The organism is Agrobacterium sp. B1(2019) (assembly GCF_008274755.1).
In the GTDB taxonomy this organism is placed as follows: domain Bacteria; phylum Pseudomonadota; class Alphaproteobacteria; order Rhizobiales; family Rhizobiaceae; genus Agrobacterium; species Agrobacterium salinitolerans.
Map to the genome: position 1 here is coordinate 42,482 of NZ_VTPB01000005.1, position 20,158 is coordinate 62,639.

Annotated in this window: 19 protein-coding genes; 6 read left to right on the forward strand and 13 right to left on the reverse strand. The window is 60.4% G+C overall.

Translation table 11 applies throughout. The features are described 5' to 3' along the window. Positions 1-3 precede the first annotated feature (3 nt). Positions 4-414, forward strand: coding sequence for a TIGR02588 family protein (locus tag AGR1_RS26695; protein WP_149148991.1), 411 nt, complete (start codon positions 4-6; stop codon positions 412-414). A gap of 19 nt (positions 415-433) precedes the next feature. After that, positions 434-1,660 (forward strand): FAD-dependent oxidoreductase, encoded by a 1,227-nt coding sequence (locus tag AGR1_RS26700; RefSeq protein ID WP_149148992.1) that lies wholly within the window; start codon positions 434-436, stop codon positions 1,658-1,660. A gap of 6 nt (positions 1,661-1,666) precedes the next feature. On the opposite strand, the gene AGR1_RS26705 is transcribed toward AGR1_RS26700, so the two are convergent. Next, positions 1,667-2,122 (reverse strand): MgtC/SapB family protein, encoded by a 456-nt coding sequence (locus tag AGR1_RS26705; RefSeq protein ID WP_236760855.1) that lies wholly within the window; start codon positions 2,120-2,122, stop codon positions 1,667-1,669. 202 nt (positions 2,123-2,324) lie between these two features. On the opposite strand from AGR1_RS26705, the gene AGR1_RS26710 reads away from it, so the two are divergent. Next, positions 2,325-2,825, forward strand: a complete 501-nt coding sequence (locus AGR1_RS26710) for a ferritin-like domain-containing protein (RefSeq protein WP_149148993.1) — start codon at positions 2,325-2,327, stop codon at positions 2,823-2,825. A gap of 74 nt (positions 2,826-2,899) precedes the next feature. Here AGR1_RS26710 and AGR1_RS26715 read toward each other — a convergent pair whose 3' ends face one another. The 11 genes from AGR1_RS26715 to AGR1_RS26765 all read right to left on the reverse strand — a co-directional run bounded on the left by AGR1_RS26715 (position 2,900) and on the right by AGR1_RS26765 (position 15,763). Next, positions 2,900-5,236: a glucose/quinate/shikimate family membrane-bound PQQ-dependent dehydrogenase gene (locus tag AGR1_RS26715; RefSeq protein ID WP_149148994.1), complete on the reverse strand. Its 2,337-nt coding sequence runs from the start codon at positions 5,234-5,236 to the stop codon at positions 2,900-2,902. A gap of 103 nt (positions 5,237-5,339) precedes the next feature. Continuing rightward, positions 5,340-5,681, reverse strand: coding sequence for a hypothetical protein (locus AGR1_RS26720; RefSeq protein WP_080794321.1), 342 nt, complete (start codon positions 5,679-5,681; stop codon positions 5,340-5,342). Positions 5,682-5,832: 151 nt separating this feature from the next. Next, on the reverse strand, positions 5,833-6,618 hold the full coding sequence (locus tag AGR1_RS26725; RefSeq protein ID WP_080794323.1) for a 3-hydroxybutyrate dehydrogenase: 786 nt from the start codon (positions 6,616-6,618) through the stop codon (positions 5,833-5,835). A gap of 4 nt (positions 6,619-6,622) precedes the next feature. After that, entirely contained in the window at positions 6,623-8,578 is a 1,956-nt protein-coding gene (locus tag AGR1_RS26730) for an acetoacetate--CoA ligase (protein ID WP_149148995.1), read from the reverse strand. Next, entirely contained in the window at positions 8,575-9,459 is an 885-nt protein-coding gene (mmsB, locus tag AGR1_RS26735) for a 3-hydroxyisobutyrate dehydrogenase (RefSeq protein WP_149148996.1), read from the reverse strand. The genes AGR1_RS26730 and mmsB overlap by 4 nt, the downstream gene beginning before the upstream one ends. Before the next feature lie 13 nt (positions 9,460-9,472). Beyond that, a complete protein-coding gene (locus AGR1_RS26740) occupies positions 9,473-11,068 on the reverse strand; it encodes a GMC family oxidoreductase (RefSeq protein ID WP_080794329.1) in 1,596 nt (531 codons plus the stop codon). A gap of 73 nt (positions 11,069-11,141) precedes the next feature. Then, positions 11,142-12,149, reverse strand: a complete 1,008-nt coding sequence (locus tag AGR1_RS26745; protein WP_080794332.1) for a branched-chain amino acid ABC transporter permease — start codon at positions 12,147-12,149, stop codon at positions 11,142-11,144. Position 12,150: 1 nt separating this feature from the next. Continuing rightward, a complete protein-coding gene (locus AGR1_RS26750) occupies positions 12,151-13,038 on the reverse strand; it encodes a branched-chain amino acid ABC transporter permease (RefSeq protein ID WP_080794335.1) in 888 nt (295 codons plus the stop codon). A gap of 2 nt (positions 13,039-13,040) precedes the next feature. After that, positions 13,041-13,742 carry an ABC transporter ATP-binding protein gene (locus AGR1_RS26755; protein WP_080794339.1) on the reverse strand — a complete coding sequence of 234 codons (702 nt, stop codon included), beginning with the start codon at positions 13,740-13,742 and terminating at the stop codon, positions 13,041-13,043. 1 nt (position 13,743) lies between these two features. Continuing rightward, positions 13,744-14,529: an ABC transporter ATP-binding protein gene (locus tag AGR1_RS26760; protein ID WP_080794341.1), complete on the reverse strand. Its 786-nt coding sequence runs from the start codon at positions 14,527-14,529 to the stop codon at positions 13,744-13,746. Positions 14,530-14,554: 25 nt separating this feature from the next. Beyond that, positions 14,555-15,763: an ABC transporter substrate-binding protein gene (locus tag AGR1_RS26765; protein WP_149148997.1), complete on the reverse strand. Its 1,209-nt coding sequence runs from the start codon at positions 15,761-15,763 to the stop codon at positions 14,555-14,557. Between the two features lie 212 nt (positions 15,764-15,975). On the opposite strand from AGR1_RS26765, the gene AGR1_RS26770 reads away from it, so the two are divergent. Continuing rightward, complete coding sequence (locus tag AGR1_RS26770) at positions 15,976-16,893, forward strand: LysR family transcriptional regulator (RefSeq protein ID WP_080794345.1); 918 nt, start codon at positions 15,976-15,978, stop codon at positions 16,891-16,893. 133 nt (positions 16,894-17,026) lie between these two features. Beyond that, on the forward strand, positions 17,027-18,049 hold the full coding sequence (locus tag AGR1_RS26775; RefSeq protein ID WP_149148998.1) for an LLM class flavin-dependent oxidoreductase: 1,023 nt from the start codon (positions 17,027-17,029) through the stop codon (positions 18,047-18,049). Positions 18,050-18,096: 47 nt separating this feature from the next. Here the strand turns inward: AGR1_RS26775 and AGR1_RS26780 are convergent, their stop codons facing one another. Then, positions 18,097-19,215 (reverse strand): mandelate racemase/muconate lactonizing enzyme family protein, encoded by a 1,119-nt coding sequence (locus AGR1_RS26780; RefSeq protein ID WP_149148999.1) that lies wholly within the window; start codon positions 19,213-19,215, stop codon positions 18,097-18,099. Positions 19,216-19,446: 231 nt separating this feature from the next. On the opposite strand from AGR1_RS26780, the gene AGR1_RS26785 reads away from it, so the two are divergent. After that, positions 19,447-20,121, forward strand: a complete 675-nt coding sequence (locus tag AGR1_RS26785) for a GntR family transcriptional regulator (RefSeq protein ID WP_149149000.1) — start codon at positions 19,447-19,449, stop codon at positions 20,119-20,121. Positions 20,122-20,158: the final 37 nt, after the last annotated feature.

The following is a 20,158-nucleotide window of genomic DNA, read 5'->3' on the forward strand; positions in this document are numbered from 1 at the left end:
AAAATGACGATATCCAAAGACGGAAAACAGATGGAAAGCGCCGATCCGCATTGGATCGAATGGGTGACGGGAACCATCTGCACCTTGCTGGTCGCGGCGATGCTGGGCTGGATCGCCTATGACATCTATCGCTATATACCCGAGGATGCCCGCTTCGAAATCGCCGTCACCGGCGTAGAGGCGCAGGCCGGGCAATACCGGGTGCGGTTCGACATCCGCAACCTTTCCATGACGACGGCGGCGCAGGTGCAGGTGCGCGGCGACCTGCAGCAAAACGACGCGACGCTGGAGAGCGCCGATGTGACATTCGATTACGTCGCCTCGGAGTCTCGCGACACCGGCGCGCTTTTCTTCCGCAACGATCCCCGCAGCGCAACGCTCACCATCAATGTCGCCGGCTATACCGAGCCGTGACACCTTTCAGGATGATTTCATGCCGACATCGGAACTGACAAAAGAACGTGACCTCAGGGACTCAAAACCCGTGTGGGCGGATAGCCCGCGTATCGGCGTCCGCAGCAGGCACACGCCGGAGGCCGACCATTACGATACGATTGTCATCGGCGCCGGCATCAGCGGCGCACTCGTATCCCACGCCCTGCAACGGCCAGGTCAATCCATGCTGATCATTGAGCGGCGCGAGCCGGTCATGGGCAGCAGCGTCGCCAGCACCGCGATGATCCAGCACGAAATCGACACGCCACTGACGCAGCTTCGAAAGATGATCGGCGGGCACGCGGCTGACAGGGCATGGCAGCGTTCCGCCCGCGCCGTCCTGCGGCTGGAGGAAATCGTCTCCTCGCTCGGCATCTCCTGCAGCATGAGGCGCAAACAGGCCCTTTATCTCGCCGGAGACGACATGGGATCGCGCGCTTTGAAAGCCGAAGCGGATGCCCGCAAAGAAGCGGGCATCGAGGCCCGTTTCCTCACCGCTGCGGAACTGAGAGAGCGATACGGCATGCACCGGACCGGGGCCATCCTCAGCGATATCTCGGCCTCCGCCAATCCCGCACAGCTGACGGCCGGCCTTTTGCGCCACACGGCGCGCGCGGGCGCCGAAATCGTCTCGCAGCTTGAGATCACCGATCTCAGAAACCTCGGCGACGCGGTTGTCCTCGCCACCGCCGGCGGCAAAATCCTTTCCGCGCGCAATGTCGTTTTCTGCACCGGCTATGAATTCCTGAAAATGCTGGAAAGCCCGAAGCACCAGATCATTTCCACCTGGGCGCTGGCAAGCGGAAAGGGGCTTGACCTGCCCGACTGGCTGGAGAGCCATATCGTCTGGGAGGCTTCCGATCCCTATCTCTACCTGCGCACCGACCGCGAGGGGCGGGTGATCGCCGGAGGCGAGGACGAGGAAAACCCCACCGCCTACCAGTCGGAGCGCAAGCTCGCCGCCAAGGCGGAAACTATCCGCCGCAAGATCGAAAAGCTTCTCGGCATCGATGTGGGAGAACCGGAATATAGCTGGGCGGCGGCCTTCGGCACGACTACCACCGGTCTACCGCTGATTGGCCCCGTGCCCGGAATGAACAACGTTTATGCAGTGATGGGTTTTGGCGGCAACGGCATTACCTTCAGCCAGATCGCCGCCGAAATAGTGGCTGCCGCCGTCAATGGCGGCAAGGACCCCGACGCCGACCTTTTCCGCTTCGGCTGATGTCGTTTATTCCTCCTTGATGCCCGCCGCCACCTGCATGCGGCGCAGCGTCCACAGGACGACAATACCCATTCCCGAAGCAAGAAGGGCAAGCGGCCACATACCAAGGCCGGCCGAAAGGCCGATTGCCGCCGAAAGCCACATGCTGGCGCCCGTCGTCAGGCCTTTGACATCGCCTCTGGTATAAACGACCACACCCGCCGCAAGAAAGGCGATGCCGGCCGTCACCGCCTCCACCAACCGGATGGGATCGAGCCGTGCGGCTTCATGACCTTCCGCCATTGTCTCCATCATATGAACGGTGATGACGCAAAAGGTGACGGCGGCGAGGCCGATCAGCATGTTGGTGCGCAGTCCAGCGGTGTTCTTGTGAAACTCCCGTTCCAGACCGATCAGGCCGCAAAGGACGACCGCGCCGAACACACGCACCAGCAGCACCTCGAAGGGGATGGAAATATTCATCGAAAATTCTTCTGCTAGGCTTTGGGGCAAGGTCGTATCTCCTCCGGCAATTTCTTCACACTAAGTTTAAGGAGACGTGTTGGTTCCACTCGGCAATATAAACGTTGCGCGCAACGGAGCCGGAACTATGGCCGCGGCAAAGGGTTTGCCTCCCGTGCGCATGGGCGCACGTCACATATTTTCACACATGGGAGAAGGACCAATGGCCGAGAAGAAACTCGACGACCTGTTTTATGACACGCTGAAGGATATTTATTACGCCGAGAGGCAGATACTGAAAGCCCTGCCGAAAATGGCCCGGGCGGCCACGGACCCGAAGCTGAAACAGGCTTTTGAAAAGCACAAAGAAGAAACCCAGGGCCAAATCGAACGCCTGCAGGAAGTATTCGAAATCATTGGCAAGCGGGCGCAGGGCAAGACCTGCGAAGCCATTCAGGGCATCATCGCCGAAGGCGAAGAGATCATTGAGGATTTCAAAGGTACGCCCGCTCTCGATGCCGGCCTTGTCTCCTCGGCACAGGCGGTTGAGCACTACGAGATGGCCCGCTATGGCACGTTGAAGGCATGGGCGGAAAAGCTTGGCCACACAAAGGCCGTCGCACTGCTGGATGCCACGCTCAAGGAAGAGTCCAAGACCGACGAGGCCCTGACAGCGCTCGCCAAGACCTCGGTCAATGCTGCCGCAGAGAAAAAGGCGGCGTAAGGCGCTCTCATCCAAAACAAAAACCGGAATGGTCACCCATTCCGGTTTTTTTTGTGCCTGAAGACCCGTAGACCCTATGGCAGCGTATAGGCGATGACGTAATCGCCGGGCTTGGTTCCAACCGAACCGTGGCCGCCCGCTACCATCACAACATATTGCTTTCCGTTTTCCAGCGAATAGGTCATGGGCGTTGCCTGACCGCCGGCCGGCAGACGCGCTTCCCAGAGCTGCTTGCCGGTCGTTAGGTCATAGGCGCGCAGATAGTTGTCGACGGCAGCACCGAGGAAGGCGACGCCGCCCTTGGTTATCATCGGCCCGCCAATGCCCGGCACGCCCAATTTGAAGGGCAGCGGCAGCGGCGTCATGTCATGGACCGTGCCGTTCTTGTGCTTGTAGGCGATATCGCCGGTGCGCAGGTCAGCGCCCGCGACATAACCCCATGGCGGGGCCTGGCAGGGAATCTGCAGCGGACCGAGGAACGGGCCCATGAACACGCCATAGGGCGCACCGTCGTTGCGGTTCAGGCCCTGTTCGCTGCCCTTTTCGTCCTGACCCTTCGGCGGAATGTCAGCGCGCGGCACGAGCTGCGAGGTGAAGGCGAGATAGGTCGGCATGCCGAACATCACCTGGCGTTCGGGGTCGACCGCCACGCTGCCCCAGTTGAAGGTGCCGAAATTGCCGGGATAGATGATCGAGCCGTTCAGCGAGGGCGGCGTATAGCGGCCCTTGTAGTTCAACTGATGGAAGCGGATGCGGCAGGCGAGCTGGTCGAACATGGAAACACCCCACATGTCCTTTTCCTGCAACGGCTCCGGCTTGAAGGACAGCGCCGTCGTCGGCTGCGTCGGAGAGGTGAAGTCCTCAGGGATTGCCCCGCCCGGCGCAGGCTCTTCGGTGATCGGCAGCAGCGGCTCGCCGGTGCGCCGGTCGAGAACGTAAATATCCCCCTGCTTGGTCGGGCCGACGAGGGCCGGCACGGTCTGGCCGTCCCTGGTGATATCGAGCAGCACCGGCTGAGCCGGCACGTCCATGTCCCAGAGATCGTGATGAACCGTCTGGCGCACCCAGCGATCCTTACCGGTATTGATATCCAGCGCGACGATGGAGGAGGAATATTTTTCCACATTCTCGCTGCGGCCCATGCCCAGCTGATCCGGCACCTGATTGCCGAGCGGGATATAAACGAGACCCAGGCCTTCATCGTAACTGAAGACCGACCAGCTGTTGGGCGAATTGGTGGTGTAGGTTTCACCCGCCGCAATCGGTTCGGTTTTCGCCGGATTGCCGGAATCCCAGTTCCAGATAAGCGCGCCGCTGTTCACATCGAAAGCGCGGATGACGCCAGACTGTTCCTGCGTGGAATAGTTGTCGTTCACCGCACCGCCGATAATGATCTTGCCCGCCGCGATGACGGGTGGCGAGGTTGAATAATAATAACCGGCAGGATTATATTTCATGCCCTGCTCAAGATGCAGCACACCCTGATCGGCAAAGGACGTGCAGACCTGACCGGTGGCGGCGTCAAGCGCGATCAGCCGGGCGTCCGAGGTCGGCAGGTAGACGCGCTCGGCGCAGACCGTGCCTTCAGCGGCATTCGGCTCGGCATAATAGGAAACGCCACGGCAGGTCTGGTGCTGGCGGTCCGGATTGAGACCGACATTCGGGTCATACTTCCACTTTTCCTTACCGGTGGCGGCGTCGATGGCGATCGCCCAATTATGCGGCGTGCAGATATAAAGCGTATTGCCGATCTTGAGCGGCGTCACCTGATAGGTAGTTTCCCCCACGTCATCTGGAAGCTTCACATCGCCCGTCTGGTAACGCCAGGCTTCCTTGAGCTGCGAGACGTTGTCGACATTGACCTGGGTGAGCGGTGAATAACGCTGGCCATAGGGCGTGCGGCCATATTGATGCCAGTCACCGTCAGGGACATCGCCGCCATAAACGGGCGTGGCCGAGGCCGTTTCCTGCGGCAGGGAACCTGCCGTATCGTGCGGATCCTGCGCCATGGAATATCCGGCAACGACGATGGAGGCGAGGACGGAAAAGGCAAGCGGCCAGGCGTTCGGCCCATAACTATGTCCGGTCGGGCTTGCAAAACCGAGCGGCTTTCTGACCCATGGAACCAGAAGCCAGAGACCGATGAGAATGATGACGCCGCCGCGCGGGCCAAGTTGCCACCAGTCGAAGCCGACTTCCCAGATGGCCCAGGCAAGCGTCGCGACAATGAAGACGGCATAGACATGGAGGGCTGCACGATTGCGCTTGAACAGCAGAACGGCTGTCAGCAGAAAGGCAAGCCCGGAAAGAACGTAATAAAAGCTCCCGCCCAGCATGACGAGCTGAGAGCCGAAACCGAACAGCGCGAGGCCGATCAGCGTGAGAAAAACTGCAGTGACGGTGACTGCCATGAATGAAACCCCCGATTCCTGTCACTTTGCGTGAAATGAAATCAGGCGCGATATGGTTCCATGAAAATCATCATCGTCGCGAAAAAACTTCACGCCATGGTGGTCACGGGTTTTGTGGGGCTCCGGTCGAATCCTGCGGCGCGGGATTTGTCTCTGTCGACGATGGCGGCTGGGCACGGCCATTTGCCGGATTGTTGTCGAAGGTTCCGGACCCGGACGGCTGCTGCGGCACCGGCGCTGTTTCCGTCTGCGAATTCTGCGGCCGGTTTTCGTCGGGTTCAAAAACCGAATATTCGACAACGGCCCACACCACCAGTGCAAGAAACACGCTGACGATCAGAATGACAAGGACGGGACGCCCGCGCGATCCCTGCCGCGCACGCGTTGCCGTTTCGCTTTTCGGCGCATCCCGACCGCGGAGATAGCTGGCATTTTCTCTGGCCATGTCTTTCACTCCCTGTAACCCTGCTGATCTAATCCCCGGGGTCAGGGTTTTGTTCCAGAAGTGGAAGAGGACAGTTTCAACCGCATTCCAGAGGCCTGCGGCCGAGCCGCCGGCGTATAGAAGCGCCAGTGCAGCGTCGGGTATGCTAAAATTATTTCGCGGTCCAGCCGCCATCGATGGAAATGGTGGTGCCGGTGATGGAGCGCGCCATATCGCCCGCGAGATAAAGCGCCATTTCCGCAACTTCTTCCGGTTGCACAAACCGTCTGGTCGGCTGCGGCGCAAGCATTACCTTTTTCACCACGTCCTCCTCGCTCATGCCATGCACGCGCGCCTGATCGGCGACCTGGGCGGCGACAAGCGGTGTCCAGACATAACCGGGGCAGATGGCGTTGCAGGTAATGCCAAGTTCGGCCACCTCCAGCGCCACGCTTTTCGTCAGGCCCACCACCGCATGTTTGGTCGCCACATAAGGCCCCTTGAAGGGCGACGCGCGCAGGCCATGTGCGGAGGCGATGTTGACGATGCGGCCCCAGCCCCTTTCCTTCATGCCGGGCAAGGCCGCATGGATGGTGTGAAACGCGCTGTCGAGCGAGATGGCGACGATGCGGGAGAAATCGGCGAAATCGAACTCGTCGATCGGCGCGACCTTCTGAATGCCGGCGTTGTTGACCAGGACGTCGATATGGCCGAACTCGGCGATGACGGTTTCCGGCAGATGCGCGCTCTCGTCATAATGAGCGAGGTTGGCGGCAAAATAGACCGGCCTGTGCCGCGCCGCCTTCGCCACGGCCTCCAGCGCCGGCGTCGCCTCCTCAGCCGTCTCTATGCCATGCAACGCGACCCGAAATCCCGCTTCGGCGAAACGCTTGGCGATGGCAAGCCCGATGCCGCTGGTGGAGCCCGTGACGAGCACGGTTTTCGGTTGATCCTCCATAGGCCTAGTCCTTCAGCTGCGGCAGGTTGCGGAAAAGTTCAAGCGCTTCGGGATTGGCGAGCGCATCGGCATTCTTCACCGACCGGCCATGGATGGCGTCGCGTACCGCGATTTCGGATATCTTGCCGGAACGGGTGCGGGGAATGGCGGCAACGGCAATGATCCTCGCCGGCACATGCCGCGGCGTCGCACCCGAACGGATGCGGCTGCGGATGGTCTTTTCCAGCTCTTCCGTCAAAACCGCGCCGTGCCTCATGCGCAGGAAGAGGATGACACGCTGGTCGCCGTCAATATCCTGCCCCACGGCAATGGCCTCTTCGACTTCAGGCACGGTTTCCACCTGCCGGTAGATTTCCGCCGTCCCGATGCGGACCCCGCCGGGATTGAGCGTCGTGTCCGAACGCCCATGAATGACGTATCCGCCGGAGGGGCGCAGCTCGGCAAAATCGCCATGCGCCCAGATGCCCGGAAACCGGTCGAAATAGGCGGCCTGATAACGCGACCCGTCCTCATCGCCCCAGAATTTCACCGGCATGGACAGATGCGCGTTGCGGCAGACAAGTTCGCCGGCGACGCCGCGAACGGAACGACCCTCGTCGTCAAGCGTATCGATATCCATACCGAGCATCGCGCCCTGCAATTCACCGCGATGCACCGGCTGCAAAGGGTTGCCGCCGAGGAAACAGGCGCAGATATCCGTGCCGCCGGAAATGGAGGCGAGATGCACGTCGGCTTTCCAGTCGCGATAGATATAATCGAAGGATTGCGGGATGAGTGGCGAGCCTGTCGAAAGGATCGTCCTCAGCGATGAAAGGTCGTGGCTTGCACGGGGTTTCAGCCCGGCCTTAAGGCAGGCATCGATGAATTTTGCCGAGGTGCCGAAGGTCGCAATCCGTTCCACGTCGATGAGATCGATCAGCCGCGCAGGGTTGGGATAACCGGGATTGCCATCATAGGTGACAAGCGTTGCGCCGAGCGCCAGACCGGAGACCTGCCAGTTCCACATCATCCAGCCGCAGGTAGTGAAATAGAAGAAACGCTCGCCTTCCTGAATGTCGCATTGCAGCTTCTGCTCCTTCATGTGCTGAAGAAGCAGCCCGCCGCCGGAATGGGTGATGCATTTCGGTTTGCCGGTCGTGCCCGAAGAATAAAGGATCGCCAGCGGCGCCTTGACGGGCAGACGGTTGAAGGCAATCTCACCCCCCGCATAAGGCTCGACGAAATCCGTAAGCGTCACGCAGCCGAGATCGGCAAGGCTTTTGGGAACGGCATCGCCGATAAGCACGATCTTTTCGGGACTTGCACTTTCCGCCACCGCACGGATGGTCGGGGCTACATCGATGCGTTTACCAGCATAACCATATTCCGGCACGGCGATGAGGACTTTCGGGTCGATCTGGGAAAGGCGGTCCGAGGCCCCGGCGGGGCCGAAATCGGGGGAGCAGGACGACCAGATCGCCCCGATGGCGCTGACTGCGAGATAGCTGACGATCGTCTCGATATCATGCGTGACGATGGCGCCGACACGGTCGCCTTCGCTCACGCCGTCTTGGGCAAGCGCCTGCACCAAGCGGGACACTTCGGCGTAAAGCCCTTTGCGAGTAATCTCGCGCCTTGTTCCATCGTCGCGATAGGCGATGATGGCCAGCCGCTCATCGGCATCGCGCAGCAGGTTTTCGGCATAATTGAGCCTCGCGCCCGGATAGAACTCGGCCTCCCGGATCGTTGCGCCCGGTTTGAACGCCACGTCGCCTCGCGTGCCGATAATGCCGAGTTCGTCCCACAGAGCATCGTAAAATTCATCCGGTGCGTCGATGGACCAGCGCAGCAGGCCGGCATAATCATCGGCGGCCTGCCCGTGCAGCTTTGCCGTTTTCGTCGCGAAGGAAAAAAGCGACGAATGCTCCAGCCTTTCACGCGGCGGCACCCACAGAATATCGGAAGGCGTGGCGTCCATCATGCATCGCCCCCACGCAGCATCTCAACGATGGCGGAAAAATCGCGCCCGCCGCTTCCCGCATCGACGAAGTTTTCATAAAGCGCCGCCGCCGCCGCTCCGAGCGGGGTGGAAGCCCCGGCTCCATTCGCCGCCTCCTGCGAAAGCTTCAGATCCTTCAACATCAGGGCCGCCGCAAAACCCGGCTGGTAGTCCTTGTTGGCGGGCGATGTCGGCACCGGCCCGGGCACCGGGCAATAGGTGGTGAGCGACCAGCACTGGCCCGAGGAGGTGGAAGCAACATCGAACAGCGCCTGATGCGAAAGGCCGAGTTTTTCACCAAGCACGAAGGCCTCGGAAACGGCGATCATGGAAATGCCGAGGATCATGTTGTTGCAGATCTTCGCCGCCTGGCCGTTACCGCCCTTGCCGCAATGCACGATCTTCTTGCCCATCGCTTCAAGCACCGGCTTTGCCGCAGAGAAGGCCGCAGCTTCACCGCCGCACATGAAGGTGAGCGTGCCGGCGGCAGCCCCGCCCGTTCCGCCCGATACGGGCGCGTCGACCGAGGCGCAAGCGGCGGAAGCGGCGAGTTCATGCGCCTTCAGGGCGCTTTCCATATCCACCGTCGAGCAATCGATGAGAAGCGTTCCAGCAGGGATTTTCCGAACCAGATCGCCATAGACCGATACGACGTGTTCGCCCTTCGGCAGCATGGTGACGATCACTTCAGCGGCTTCGATGGCCTCGGCCGAATCCGCCGCGACGGGAACGCCCGCCTCTTTCGCCGCCGCGCGGCAGGCGTCGGCAAGATCATATCCCCTGACGACATAACCTGCCTTGACGAGGTTGACGGCCATCGGCAGGCCCATATGTCCCAGCCCGAGAAAAGCGACGGTCTTCATAGGTGCGTTCCTTTCAGCGATTATCCGCAAGGATCATGTCGGCAGCCTTTTCGGCAATCATGATCGTCGGCGAATTGGTATTTCCGGATGTGATACGCGGCATCACCGATGCGTCGGCGACGCGCAGCCCGGCGAGCCGACGGAATTTCAGCCGCGCGTCGACAACGCTTTCCATATCCGACCCCATGCGCAGCGTGCCGACAGGATGGAAGATGGTGGTGCCGATATCGCCCGCCGCCTTGGCAAGATCATTGTCGTTTTCGAAGGAGGGACCCGGCTTGTATTCCTGCGGGTTGAAGCGCGCGAAGGACGGCTGGGCGACGATGCGGCGCGTCAGCCGCATGGCGTCGATGGCCACCTGACGGTCGCCTGCGGTGGAAAGATAGTTCGGGCGGATTTCCGGCTGCATGGCGAAATCCGGTCCTTTCACATGCACTGAACCCCGGCTTTCCGGTCGCAGATTGCAGACACTTGCGGTAATGGCCGGAAAATTGTGAACCGGATCGCCGAACTTGTCGAGCGAAACCGGCTGGACATGATATTCCAGATCGGCGGTTTCCTTTTCCGGCGAGGAGCGGGTGAAGACGCCGAGCTGGCTCGGTGCCATCGACATCGGCCCGGAGCGCGTCAGCGCATATTCGAGGCCGATCCTCGCCTTACCGAACAGGGTGGAGGCCCTTTCATTCAACGTCAGGACGCCGGAGACCTTGTAGACCATGCGCAATTGCAAATGGTCCTGCAGGTTTTCGCCCACACCCTGAACCTCCGCCACAGTGTCGATACCGGCCGCCTGCAACACATCGCCACGCCCGATGCCGGAAAGCTCCAGAATATGCGGCGAGCCGATGGCGCCGGCGGACAGCACCGTCTCGCGCCGCGCCCGTATCGTTTTCAGGACGCCGTCATGGTGAAACTCGACACCGGTCACCCGGCCTTCTTCGATGATGAGACGCTTCACATGCGCCTTGGTCAGAACCGTCAGGTTCCTGCGGCCGAGCGCCGGCTTCAGGAAGGCTTTCGCCGTGTTCCAGCGCCAGCCGGCCCGCTGGTTGACATCGAAATAACCGGCGCCTTCATTGTCGCCCCGGTTGAAATCATCGGTCGCGGGAATGCCGGCTTCGCCCGCCGCCTTCTGGAAGGCGTCCAGCACATCCCAGCGCACCCGCGCCTTTTCCACACGCCATTCCCCGCCGGCGGCATGCAGATCGCTCTTGCCGCGATAGAAGTCTTCCGACTTCAGGAAATAGGGAAGGATATCGTTCCACCCCCAGCCCTCGCAGCCGAGCTGCCGCCACATATCGTAGTCGCGCGCCTGGCCGCGCATATAGATCATGCCGTTGATGGAGGAGCAGCCGCCGAGCACCTTACCGCGCGGATAGATCAGCGAGCGGCCGTTAAGCCCCGGCTCTTCCGCCGTTTTGAAACACCAGTCGGTGCGCGGATTGTTGATACAATAGAGATAACCGACCGGAATGTGGATCCAGTGGTAATTATCGTTGCCGCCCGCTTCCAGAAGCAGCACGCGGTTGTTCGGATCTTTCGAAAGGCGGTTGGCGAGAACGCATCCGGCACTCCCCGCTCCGATGACGATATAGTCATATTCGCCCATGCTCTTCTCCACGCGTCACCCTTGCCGCACCGTTCCGGACGCGGAGGCCGCCTTCCAAGTGTTTTAAAAATGTCTAGCTGCGGTGCTGAAAGCCGAGTTTTCTCCCGAGCCGCGACGCGTAAAATTCGCCGATAAGACCACGCCGGAACACCAGGACGCAGGCCATGAAGACAAGGCCGGTGATGATGGTGACCGGGAAATCCGATGTCGCGAGATAATTCTGCAACGTGACCACCAGGCCTGCGCCAAAAATCGGCCCGATCATGGTGCCGATGCCGCCGAGCAACGTCATCAGGATCACTTCGCCGGACATCTGCCATGTGACGTCGGTGAGCGTTGCGAACTGGAACACAAGCGCTTTGAGGCCACCCGCAAGACCGGCCAGCGTCGCCGACATGACAAAAGCACCGAGCTTGTAGCGCTGCACGCTGTAGCCCAGCGAAATGGCGCGCTGCTCGTTTTCGCGGATCGATTTCAGGATCATGCCGAAGGGCGAATTGACGAAACGCCAGATGACAAGAAGCGCCAACACAAAGGCTGCAAGCACCGTGTAATAGATATTGAGCGGCGCATTAAGGTCGAGAAGGCCGAAGAGATGGCCGCGCGGCACGCCCTGCAACCCGTCCTCGCCATGGGTAAACGGCGCCTGAAGGCAGAAGAAATAGAACATCTGCGAGAGCGCCAGCGTGATCATGGCGAAATAGATGCCCTGGCGGCGAATGGCGAAGAAGCCGATGACGAGGCCAAGAAGGGCAGCACCGGCCATGCCGATGACCAGACCGATCTCCGGCGTGACGCCCCATTCCTTCACCGAATAGGCCGTGAAATAGGCGGCCCCGCCGAAAAACGCCGCATGGCCGAAGGACAGCAGTCCCGTGTAACCGATCAGCAGATTGAAGGCGCAGGCGAACAGCGCAAAGCACAGGAGCTTCATCAGAAAGATCGGGTACACGAACATGGGCGCGGCGATGAGCACGGCAAGGCCAGCCAGAATAAGCACTGTCTTGATGGTTCCCGCAGTCGTTGAAACTTCCGTTTGCGGCATCGCACCGGCAGTGGGGTTGTGGGTGGCTTTGGACATATCAGGCGTCCTTTCCGAAAAGACCGGCGGGGCGGATGAGCAGCACAAAGGCCATGATGACAAAAATGACGATGTTGGAGGCCTCAGGGTAGAACACCTTGGTCAACCCTTCGGCGATGCCGAGCATGTAACCGGTGACGATGGCTCCCATGATCGACCCCATGCCGCCGACGACGACCACGGCGAAGACGACGATGATGAGGTTGGTGCCCATCAGCGGCGAGACCTGATAGATGGGCGCTGCCAGCACGCCGGTGAAGCCGGCAAGCCCGGCACCCAATGCGTAGGTCAGCGTCAAGAGCACCGGCACGTTGATGCCGAAAGCCTGCACCAGCGTCGGGTTTTCCGTCGCCGCCCGCAGATAGGAGCCGAGCCGCGTCTTTTCGATCAGTGCCCAGGTGGCAAGGCAGGCGACCAGCGAAATGACGACTACGAAGGCGCGGTAATTCGGCAGGAACATGAAGCCGAGATTGGTGCCGCCGGCAAGCTCACGCGGCACCGAATAAGGCTGGCCAGCAGCGCCGTAAAGCCAGCGGAACGTGCCTTCCACCACAAGCGCCAAGCCGAAGGTGAAGAGCAGCCCGTAAAGTGGATCGAGATCATAAAGCCGTGACAGCAGGAAGCGTTCGACGATCGCGCCGAAAAACGCAACAACGAGCGGTGTCACCACCAGCGCCGCCCAGAAATTGATGCCGAAATATTGCAGGCCGAGAAAGGCGACAAAAGCGCCGAGCATATATTGCGCCCCATGCGCAAAATTGATGACGCGCAGCAGGCCGAAAATGACGGCAAGGCCCAAAGACAGCAGCGCATAAAACGAGCCGTTGATAAGGCCGATCAGCAATTGCCCGAGCAGCGCCTGAATTGGAATACCGAAGAGCATCGTCATCGTTAAACCCCCAGCACTTTGTTGAGTTCGCCCATACGGCCGGAAAGCTCAGCCACCGGAAAGTTGCTCACCATCTGGCCGTGATCCATCAGGTAGAAACGGTCGGCGATACGGCTGGCGAAACGGAAATTCTGTTCGACCAGAACGACGGTCATGCCGCGGCTCTTCAGCTTTTGCAGCACCTCGCCAATGCGCTGCACGATAACGGGCGCAAGGCCCTCTGTCGGTTCGTCGAGCAGCAGCACCTTGACGCCGGTGCGCAGGATGCGCGCCATGGCCAACATCTGCTGTTCGCCGCCAGAAAGCTTGGTGCCGGGGCTGGTGCGACGTTCATATAGATTGGGAAACAGCTCGTAGATTTCATCTAGCGTCATGCCACCGGATGCGACGACGGGCGGCAGCATCAGGTTTTCCTCGACACTCAGCGTCGCGAAGATGCCGCGCTCCTCCGGCACGAAACCGATGCCGTATTTCGCCGTGCGATGCAGCGGTACCGGCATCATATCCTTGCCGCCGAGCTTGATAACGCCCTTGCGGTTGCGGATGATGCCCATGATGGTGCGCAGCGTCGTGGTTTTGCCCACACCGTTGCGGCCGAGAATGGTGATGGTTTCGCCCTCGCCGACCGTCAGATCGACACCGTGCAGCGCCTGGCTTTCGCCGTACCAGGATTTCAGGTTGGAGACTTCGAGCATTGCCGCCATATCAGGCCTCCTCCGTGCCCATATAGGCCGTGCGCACCCGCGGATCGGCGGCGACGGCGGCATAGTCGCCCTCCGCCAGAATTTCACCCCGCTGGAGCACCGTGACGTGGTGGCAGATATCGGCCACGACTTTCAGATTATGTTCCACCATCAGCACCGCGCGAGTCTTGGCCACCTCCCGGATGAGTTCGGCCACATGCGAGACATCCTCCCCGCCCATGCCGGCCATCGGCTCATCGAGCAGCAGAACCTTCGGATCGAGCGCCAGCGTGGTGGCGATTTCGAGAACCCGCTTGCGGCCGTAAGAAAGATCGGCCGCAAGCGCATATTTTTCCCGTGTCAGGCCGACCATGGCGATCAGTTCCTCGGCGCGGGCGTTCAGCCTGTCGAGCGAGGAGAGCGGCAGCCAGAACTGCGTTGCAAGGCCATTCGGCCGCTGCAACGCAACCCGCACATTTTCCAGAACCGTCAGGTGCGGAAACACCGCCGATATCTGGAAAGACCTGACGAGGCCGAGACGCGCCACCTTGTCCGGTGGCGTCCTTGTTATATCCGTTCCCATGAAGGTGATCGCCCCGCCTGTCGGCTGGAGGAACTTGGTCAATAGATTAAAGACCGTTGTCTTGCCGGCGCCGTTCGGACCGATAAGCGCATGCACGCGGGCATGGTGGACGTCGAGATCGACGTTCTTCACGGCCGCGAATGCGCCGAAGGTCTTGGAGAGACCGCGCGCCGAAAGAACGACGCGAGATTCGGCCTGCCCGGCAAGGGCGGGAGCGATCGTCATCAAGCTTTCCCCTTTTTATTCTTCTTTACTGCGTTACCAGCGGGCAACCGCTCTTTGCGGGGTCCATGAAGGCTTCCTTGCCGGGAATGGTGGCCAGCACCTTGTAATAATCAAAGGGCTGCTTGCTTTCGTCCGGCTTCTTCACTTCCATGAGATACATGTCGTGAATCATGCGGCCGTTGGCGGCGACCTGGCCATCCTTGGCGAAGACGTCATTGACCGGCATTTCCTTCATGGCCTTCGCAACGGCATCGGCATCGTCGGTGCCGGCCTTTTCGATGGCCTTCAGGTAGTGCAGCACGGCAGAATAGGTGCCGGCATGGACCATGTTCGGCATGGCGCCGGTGCGCTCCTTGAAGCGTTCGCCGAATTTGCGCGATTCATCGTCGCGATCCCAGTAAAAACCTTCCGTCAGCGTCAGCCCTTGAGCCGCTTCGAGACCGAGGCCGTGAACTTCGGCGAGTGTGAAGAGAAGCGCCGCAAGCCGCTGGCCACCGGCGACGATGCCGAATTCGGACGCCTGCTTGATGGCGTTGGAGGTGTCGAGGCCGGCATTGGCAAGGCCGATGACCTTCGCGCCCGAGGACTGCGCCTGCAAAAGGAAGGAAGAGTAATCCGTCGTGGCGAGTGGATGGCGCACGGAACCCAGCACCTTACCGCCATTGGCCTTGACGAAATTGCCGGTGTTTTCTTCCAGTGAATAACCGAAGGCATAATCGGCGGTCAGGAAGAACCAGCTGTCGCCGCCCTGCTTGACGAGCGCACCGCCGGTGCCAACCGCCAGCGAATAGGTGTCATAGGCCCAGTGGAAACCATAGGGGCTGCACTGCTTGCCGGTCAGTTCGGTGGTTGCCGCACCCGTATTGATGGTGATCTTCTTCTTGTCCTTCGACAGCGCCTGCACAGCCAGACCCACCGACGACGAGGTCAGTTCCATGATCGAATCGACCTGTTCGGTATCATACCATTGGCGGGCGATATTGGAGGCGACATCCGCCTTGTTCTGATGATCGGCGGTCACCACTTCCACCGGCGCATTGAGCACCTTGCCGCCAAAATCCTCAACCGCCATCTTCGCGGCTTCATAAGAGTATTTGCCGCCGAAATTGGCGTAGACGCCCGACTGGTCGTTCAAAATGCCGATCTTGACCTTGCCGTCCGAAATCTCGGCGGCATAAGCGGCGGTGCCAGCGGCCAGCACCATGGCCGTGGATAAAACGATACTCTTGCGCATGACTTCTCCTCCCAGAGATGATTGCGAACCTCAGATTGTCTGTGCAACGGTGAACGAAACCATTGCACCTGAACGGTCACACCGCCCTCCTCAAAGCGATGCATCCTGAGCCTAGACTTCTCGAATTCGGCCGTTGACACAAGAGCGGGGCATCATCAAATTGCGAACAGGAACTGTTCATTTTTGAACAGAACTTTTGATGGGAGACAAATATGGCCACCCCTTTCACCTGGGACGACCTACAATATTTTCTGGCCGTGGCCCGCACCGGACAACTCTCATCGGCCGCCCGAAGCCTGCGCACCAGCCACGCCACCGTCTCCCGCCATATCGACCGGCTGGAATTTTCCCTGAAAACCAAGCTGTTCGAGCGCAATCCGCGCGGTTATGAACTTACGACCGTCGGGCGGCGGCTGGTCGATACCGTCGAGCGCATAGAGGCTGAAGCGGAAAGGTTGCAATCGGACATTTCCGAAAGCGGCAGCCTGCTGCGCGGCGTGGTGCGCCTTAGTGCGCCTGAAGGTTTTTCCAATTTTTTCTTCGTGGAGAGGCTGAAGGACTTCGCCGTCACCCATCCCCACATCATGGTGGAGATGGTGACGATCCAGCAAATCATGGCGCTGTCCAAAAAAGAGGCGGATGTGGCGGTAACGCTCGATCCGCCAAAGGCCGGCCCCTACATCAATGAACAGATCATCGATTACACGCTGCATATCTATGCCTCGCGTTCCTATCTCGCCGGGCAGCCAAAAATCGTAAAGCGCGAGGACCTGCTCGACCACTTCTTCATCGGCTACGTTCAGGACCTGATTTTCTCACCGGGCCTCGATTATATGCGTGACGTGCTGCCCGGCCTGCGTCCGAATTTCCAGTCCTCGAGCATTTTTGCGCAGCTGACCGCAACGCTAAGCGGCAGAGGGCTGTGCATTTTGCCGAATTTCATCGCCGCCCGCTTTCCGGATCTGCAAATGGTGCTTCCCGGTGAAGTGGAACTGCGGCGAGGCTATTGGCTGACGAGCCACCAGGACCTTGCCAACGTGCCGCGGGTGCGCTCGCTTATGGATTTCATTCTCACCACGGCCCGCGCCCACCAAAATCTCTTCGTGCTCGACCGAAAGACAACCGCTTGAGCAGCATCGTTCACATTTCGGCGACACCGTGTCTACCGGTGGCGAATTGGAGAACGCGCCCAACTGCTTATATGACTGACAGCAACGAAGCTGGCTGGCAAAGCCGGCATCCTCCGACATCTGGAAGGTCATCATGAAAAAGATCGGATTCCTGTCCTTCGGCCACTGGACGCCATCGCCCCAGTCGCAGACCCGCTCGGCTGCGGACACGCTGCTGCAATCGATAGACCTTGCCGTGGCTGCGGAAGAACTAGGCGCCGACGGCGCCTATTTCCGCGTGCACCATTTCGCCCGCCAGCTCGCCTCACCCTTTCCGCTGCTGGCCGCCGTCGGCGCGCGCACGAAGAAGATCGAGATCGGCACCGGCGTCATCGACATGCGGTATGAAAACCCGTTCTACATGGCGGAGGACGCCGGTTCGGCCGATCTCATCGCCGGCGGGCGCCTGCAACTCGGCATCAGCCGCGGCTCGCCGGAGCAGGTGATCGATGGCTGGCGTTATTTCGGTTACCGCCCGGCCGAGGGCCAGAGCAAAGAAGACATGGCGCGCCAGCACACCGAAGTCTTCCTCGAGCTTCTGAAGGGCGAAGGTTTCGCTGAGCCGAACCCGCGCCCGATGTTCCCCAACCCGCCCGGTCTTCTGCGGCTGGAGCCGCATTCCGAAGGGCTGCGCGAGCGCATCTGGTGGGGTTCGAGTTCCAATGCAACGGCGGTCTGGGCGGCAAAGCTTGGCATGAACCTGCAAAGCTCCACCCTGAAGACGGATGAAACGGGCGAACCTTTCCATGTCCAGCAGGCGCAGCAGATCCGCACCTTCCGGGAAGCCTGGAAGGAAGCAGGCCATACCCGCGAACCGCGTGTATCGGTCAGCCGCAGCATCTTCGCCCTCGTTGACGATCGCGACAGGTCCTATTTCGGTTACGGCAACGAAGGCGACGACAAGATCGGTTACATCGACGACAGGACGCGGGCGATCTTCGGACGCAGCTATGCCGCCGAGCCGGAAAAGCTGATCGAACAGCTGAAGGCCGACGAAGCCATCGCCGAGGCCGACACGCTGCTCCTGACGGTGCCGAACCAGCTGGGCGTCGATTACAACGCCCATGTGATCGAGACGATCCTGAAGCAGGTAGCGCCGGCCCTCGGCTGGCGCTAACGGCAACGCTTGGAAATGAGGGCGGCGCATTTTATGCGCCGTCTTTTTTATTTCACCGCCTTGCCGTAGCGGGCGAAGCTTTCCGCCAGCGGCGTGGTGCTGGCGCCGGGGCGCTCCGGACGTTTGTAAACGCCATCCCGCACATGGATCGGCTCTTCGAAATGATCCTTGATCCACGGAATATATTCGAGAATGGTCGAGGCCGGGTGCCAGTAGCTTAGATGCACATGCACCTGGCTCATTTCGCCGGCATGCGGCACCACCGGCAGTCGATGGGCGAGCGCGAGATCGGCAACCTGGATATATTCGGTTATGCCGCCAAGCCGGGTCACATCCGGCTGGACATAGGCCACCGCGCCGGCATCGATGAATGAGCGGAACGCATCCACCGTGTAGAGCTGTTCCCCGAGCGCAATCGGAATGGATGTATTGCGCGCCAGCCGCGCATGGCTCGTCACATCGTCATACCAGAGCGGCTCCTCGAACCAGTAAATGTCCAGATCCTTCGCCGCCGCGCAGAAACGCTGGCAGGTCGGCAGATCCCACTTGCCGTTGCCGTCGATGGCGATGCGGATGGACGAACCGACACGCTTGCGCACGGCCGCAAGGCGGGCAATATCGATATTCGGATCGTCATGCCCGACCTTGATCTTCAGGCGGGTGAACCCGTCTTCCTCCACCGCCCCTGCACCGCCCGCCAGCAAATCTTCCAGCGAGAAGGAAAGCCAGCCGATATCGGTATTATAGGCTTCCACCGCCGCCGTGCGTGCGCCGCCAAGATAGTGCCAGAGCGGCACGCCCGCCTTTTTCGCCTTCAGGTCCCAGAGCGCAACGTCCACTGCGGCCAGCGCCAGATGGGTGATGCCCGCCCTGCCGACCCATTGCAGCGCCGGATAACGGGCCAGTTTCGTCCAGAGCCTCGAATGCTCCGACGCATCCTCCCCCACCAGCAAGGGCGCGTAACAATCGCTGATGCAGGATGTGATCAACCTGTCCGACGGCAGATGCGCGTGGGTGCCGGTAAAACCGTATCCCTCAAGGCCATCGCTGGTGGTGATCTTTGCACCGACGACGCCCCAGTGGGTGATGCTGTGGGTGGAATCCGAAATGGACTCCGATGTCAGCGGCAGGTGCAGGATGAAAGGTTCGACAGCGGTAATTTTCATGATCGGTCATTCCTCGATTGCTGATCGCTTCCGGGGAGGAATAGACGCCGCGTCCCGCGACCACGGGCCGCGAAGATGGCTTTTAGGGAAATTGCCAGACCGCCCTCCTCCAGCAGCCAGCTTCCAATGACGGATAGAGCTAAAGCAAAAATCGCCTTTGTAAAATAAAAAATTTTTTATTTTTAATATTCGGCCATTGCCAGTCCTTTAAAGCTGGGCGATGATGCCGCCATGAACTCGCTGGTCAAAGTCACGCTCGCCGAACAGGCGCATCAGGAATTACGCGCACGCATCGTCAGCGGCAGATTGCGCGGCGGCGAACGCCTGCTGCCCAATGAGCTTGCCGCCGATCTCGGCATCAGCCCCACGCCGGTGAAGGAAGCCTGCCTGAAACTCGAGGCTGACGGGCTGGTGATCAATTCCTCCCGTCGCGGCATGGTGGTGCGCGACTTCACTGTGGAGGATGTGGAGGAACTTTACGCCGCCAGAATGCTGCTCGAAAAAGGCGCGGTGGAAGTGGCTTTCGATGCCGGGCAACTGGACGGAGCCCTGCACGCGGAACTGCTGGAAAGCCTTGCGAAACATCGCGAATTCGCCAAAGGCTCGACGCTCGACGAATTGTCGAAAGCGCTTTTTTACGACCGCAGCTTCCATGCAACCCTTGTGTCGGCGGCGCGCATTCCGGTCATTTCCGGCTCGCATGAGCGCATTCTCGACCAGACCCACACGGTTTTCGTCTCTATCCTTGGCGCTTACGCCCGCTCGGTCGAAGAGCACCAGAATATCGCCGATGCCATCGCCGCCGGCGGCAAGGCCCAGATCGTCGACGCCCTGTGGCGGCATCTCGAGCGCAGCCGCCAGAATACGCTGCGCCAGGTCCGGCTGCTCAAAGAGGCCGGCGCCTGATCATTCCGCATGTAAGGGAGGAACTGACATGATGCGC

Coding starts and splice junctions, on each gene's coding strand:
- AGR1_RS26695 (WP_149148991.1), top strand. CDS start 4: ATGACGATATCCAAAGACGGAAAACAGATGGAAAGCGCCGATCCGCAT.
- AGR1_RS26700 (WP_149148992.1), top strand. CDS start 434: ATGCCGACATCGGAACTGACAAAAGAACGTGACCTCAGGGACTCAAAA.
- AGR1_RS26705 (WP_236760855.1), bottom strand. CDS start 2,122: ATGAATATTTCCATCCCCTTCGAGGTGCTGCTGGTGCGTGTGTTCGGC.
- AGR1_RS26710 (WP_149148993.1), top strand. CDS start 2,325: ATGGCCGAGAAGAAACTCGACGACCTGTTTTATGACACGCTGAAGGAT.
- AGR1_RS26715 (WP_149148994.1), bottom strand. CDS start 5,236: ATGGCAGTCACCGTCACTGCAGTTTTTCTCACGCTGATCGGCCTCGCG.
- AGR1_RS26720 (WP_080794321.1), bottom strand. CDS start 5,681: ATGGCCAGAGAAAATGCCAGCTATCTCCGCGGTCGGGATGCGCCGAAA.
- AGR1_RS26725 (WP_080794323.1), bottom strand. CDS start 6,618: ATGGAGGATCAACCGAAAACCGTGCTCGTCACGGGCTCCACCAGCGGC.
- AGR1_RS26730 (WP_149148995.1), bottom strand. CDS start 8,578: ATGATGGACGCCACGCCTTCCGATATTCTGTGGGTGCCGCCGCGTGAA.
- mmsB (WP_149148996.1), bottom strand. CDS start 9,459: ATGAAGACCGTCGCTTTTCTCGGGCTGGGACATATGGGCCTGCCGATG.
- AGR1_RS26740 (WP_080794329.1), bottom strand. CDS start 11,068: ATGGGCGAATATGACTATATCGTCATCGGAGCGGGGAGTGCCGGATGC.
- AGR1_RS26745 (WP_080794332.1), bottom strand. CDS start 12,149: ATGTCCAAAGCCACCCACAACCCCACTGCCGGTGCGATGCCGCAAACG.
- AGR1_RS26750 (WP_080794335.1), bottom strand. CDS start 13,038: ATGACGATGCTCTTCGGTATTCCAATTCAGGCGCTGCTCGGGCAATTG.
- AGR1_RS26755 (WP_080794339.1), bottom strand. CDS start 13,742: ATGGCGGCAATGCTCGAAGTCTCCAACCTGAAATCCTGGTACGGCGAA.
- AGR1_RS26760 (WP_080794341.1), bottom strand. CDS start 14,529: ATGACGATCGCTCCCGCCCTTGCCGGGCAGGCCGAATCTCGCGTCGTT.
- AGR1_RS26765 (WP_149148997.1), bottom strand. CDS start 15,763: ATGCGCAAGAGTATCGTTTTATCCACGGCCATGGTGCTGGCCGCTGGC.
- AGR1_RS26770 (WP_080794345.1), top strand. CDS start 15,976: ATGGCCACCCCTTTCACCTGGGACGACCTACAATATTTTCTGGCCGTG.
- AGR1_RS26775 (WP_149148998.1), top strand. CDS start 17,027: ATGAAAAAGATCGGATTCCTGTCCTTCGGCCACTGGACGCCATCGCCC.
- AGR1_RS26780 (WP_149148999.1), bottom strand. CDS start 19,215: ATGAAAATTACCGCTGTCGAACCTTTCATCCTGCACCTGCCGCTGACA.
- AGR1_RS26785 (WP_149149000.1), top strand. CDS start 19,447: ATGAACTCGCTGGTCAAAGTCACGCTCGCCGAACAGGCGCATCAGGAA.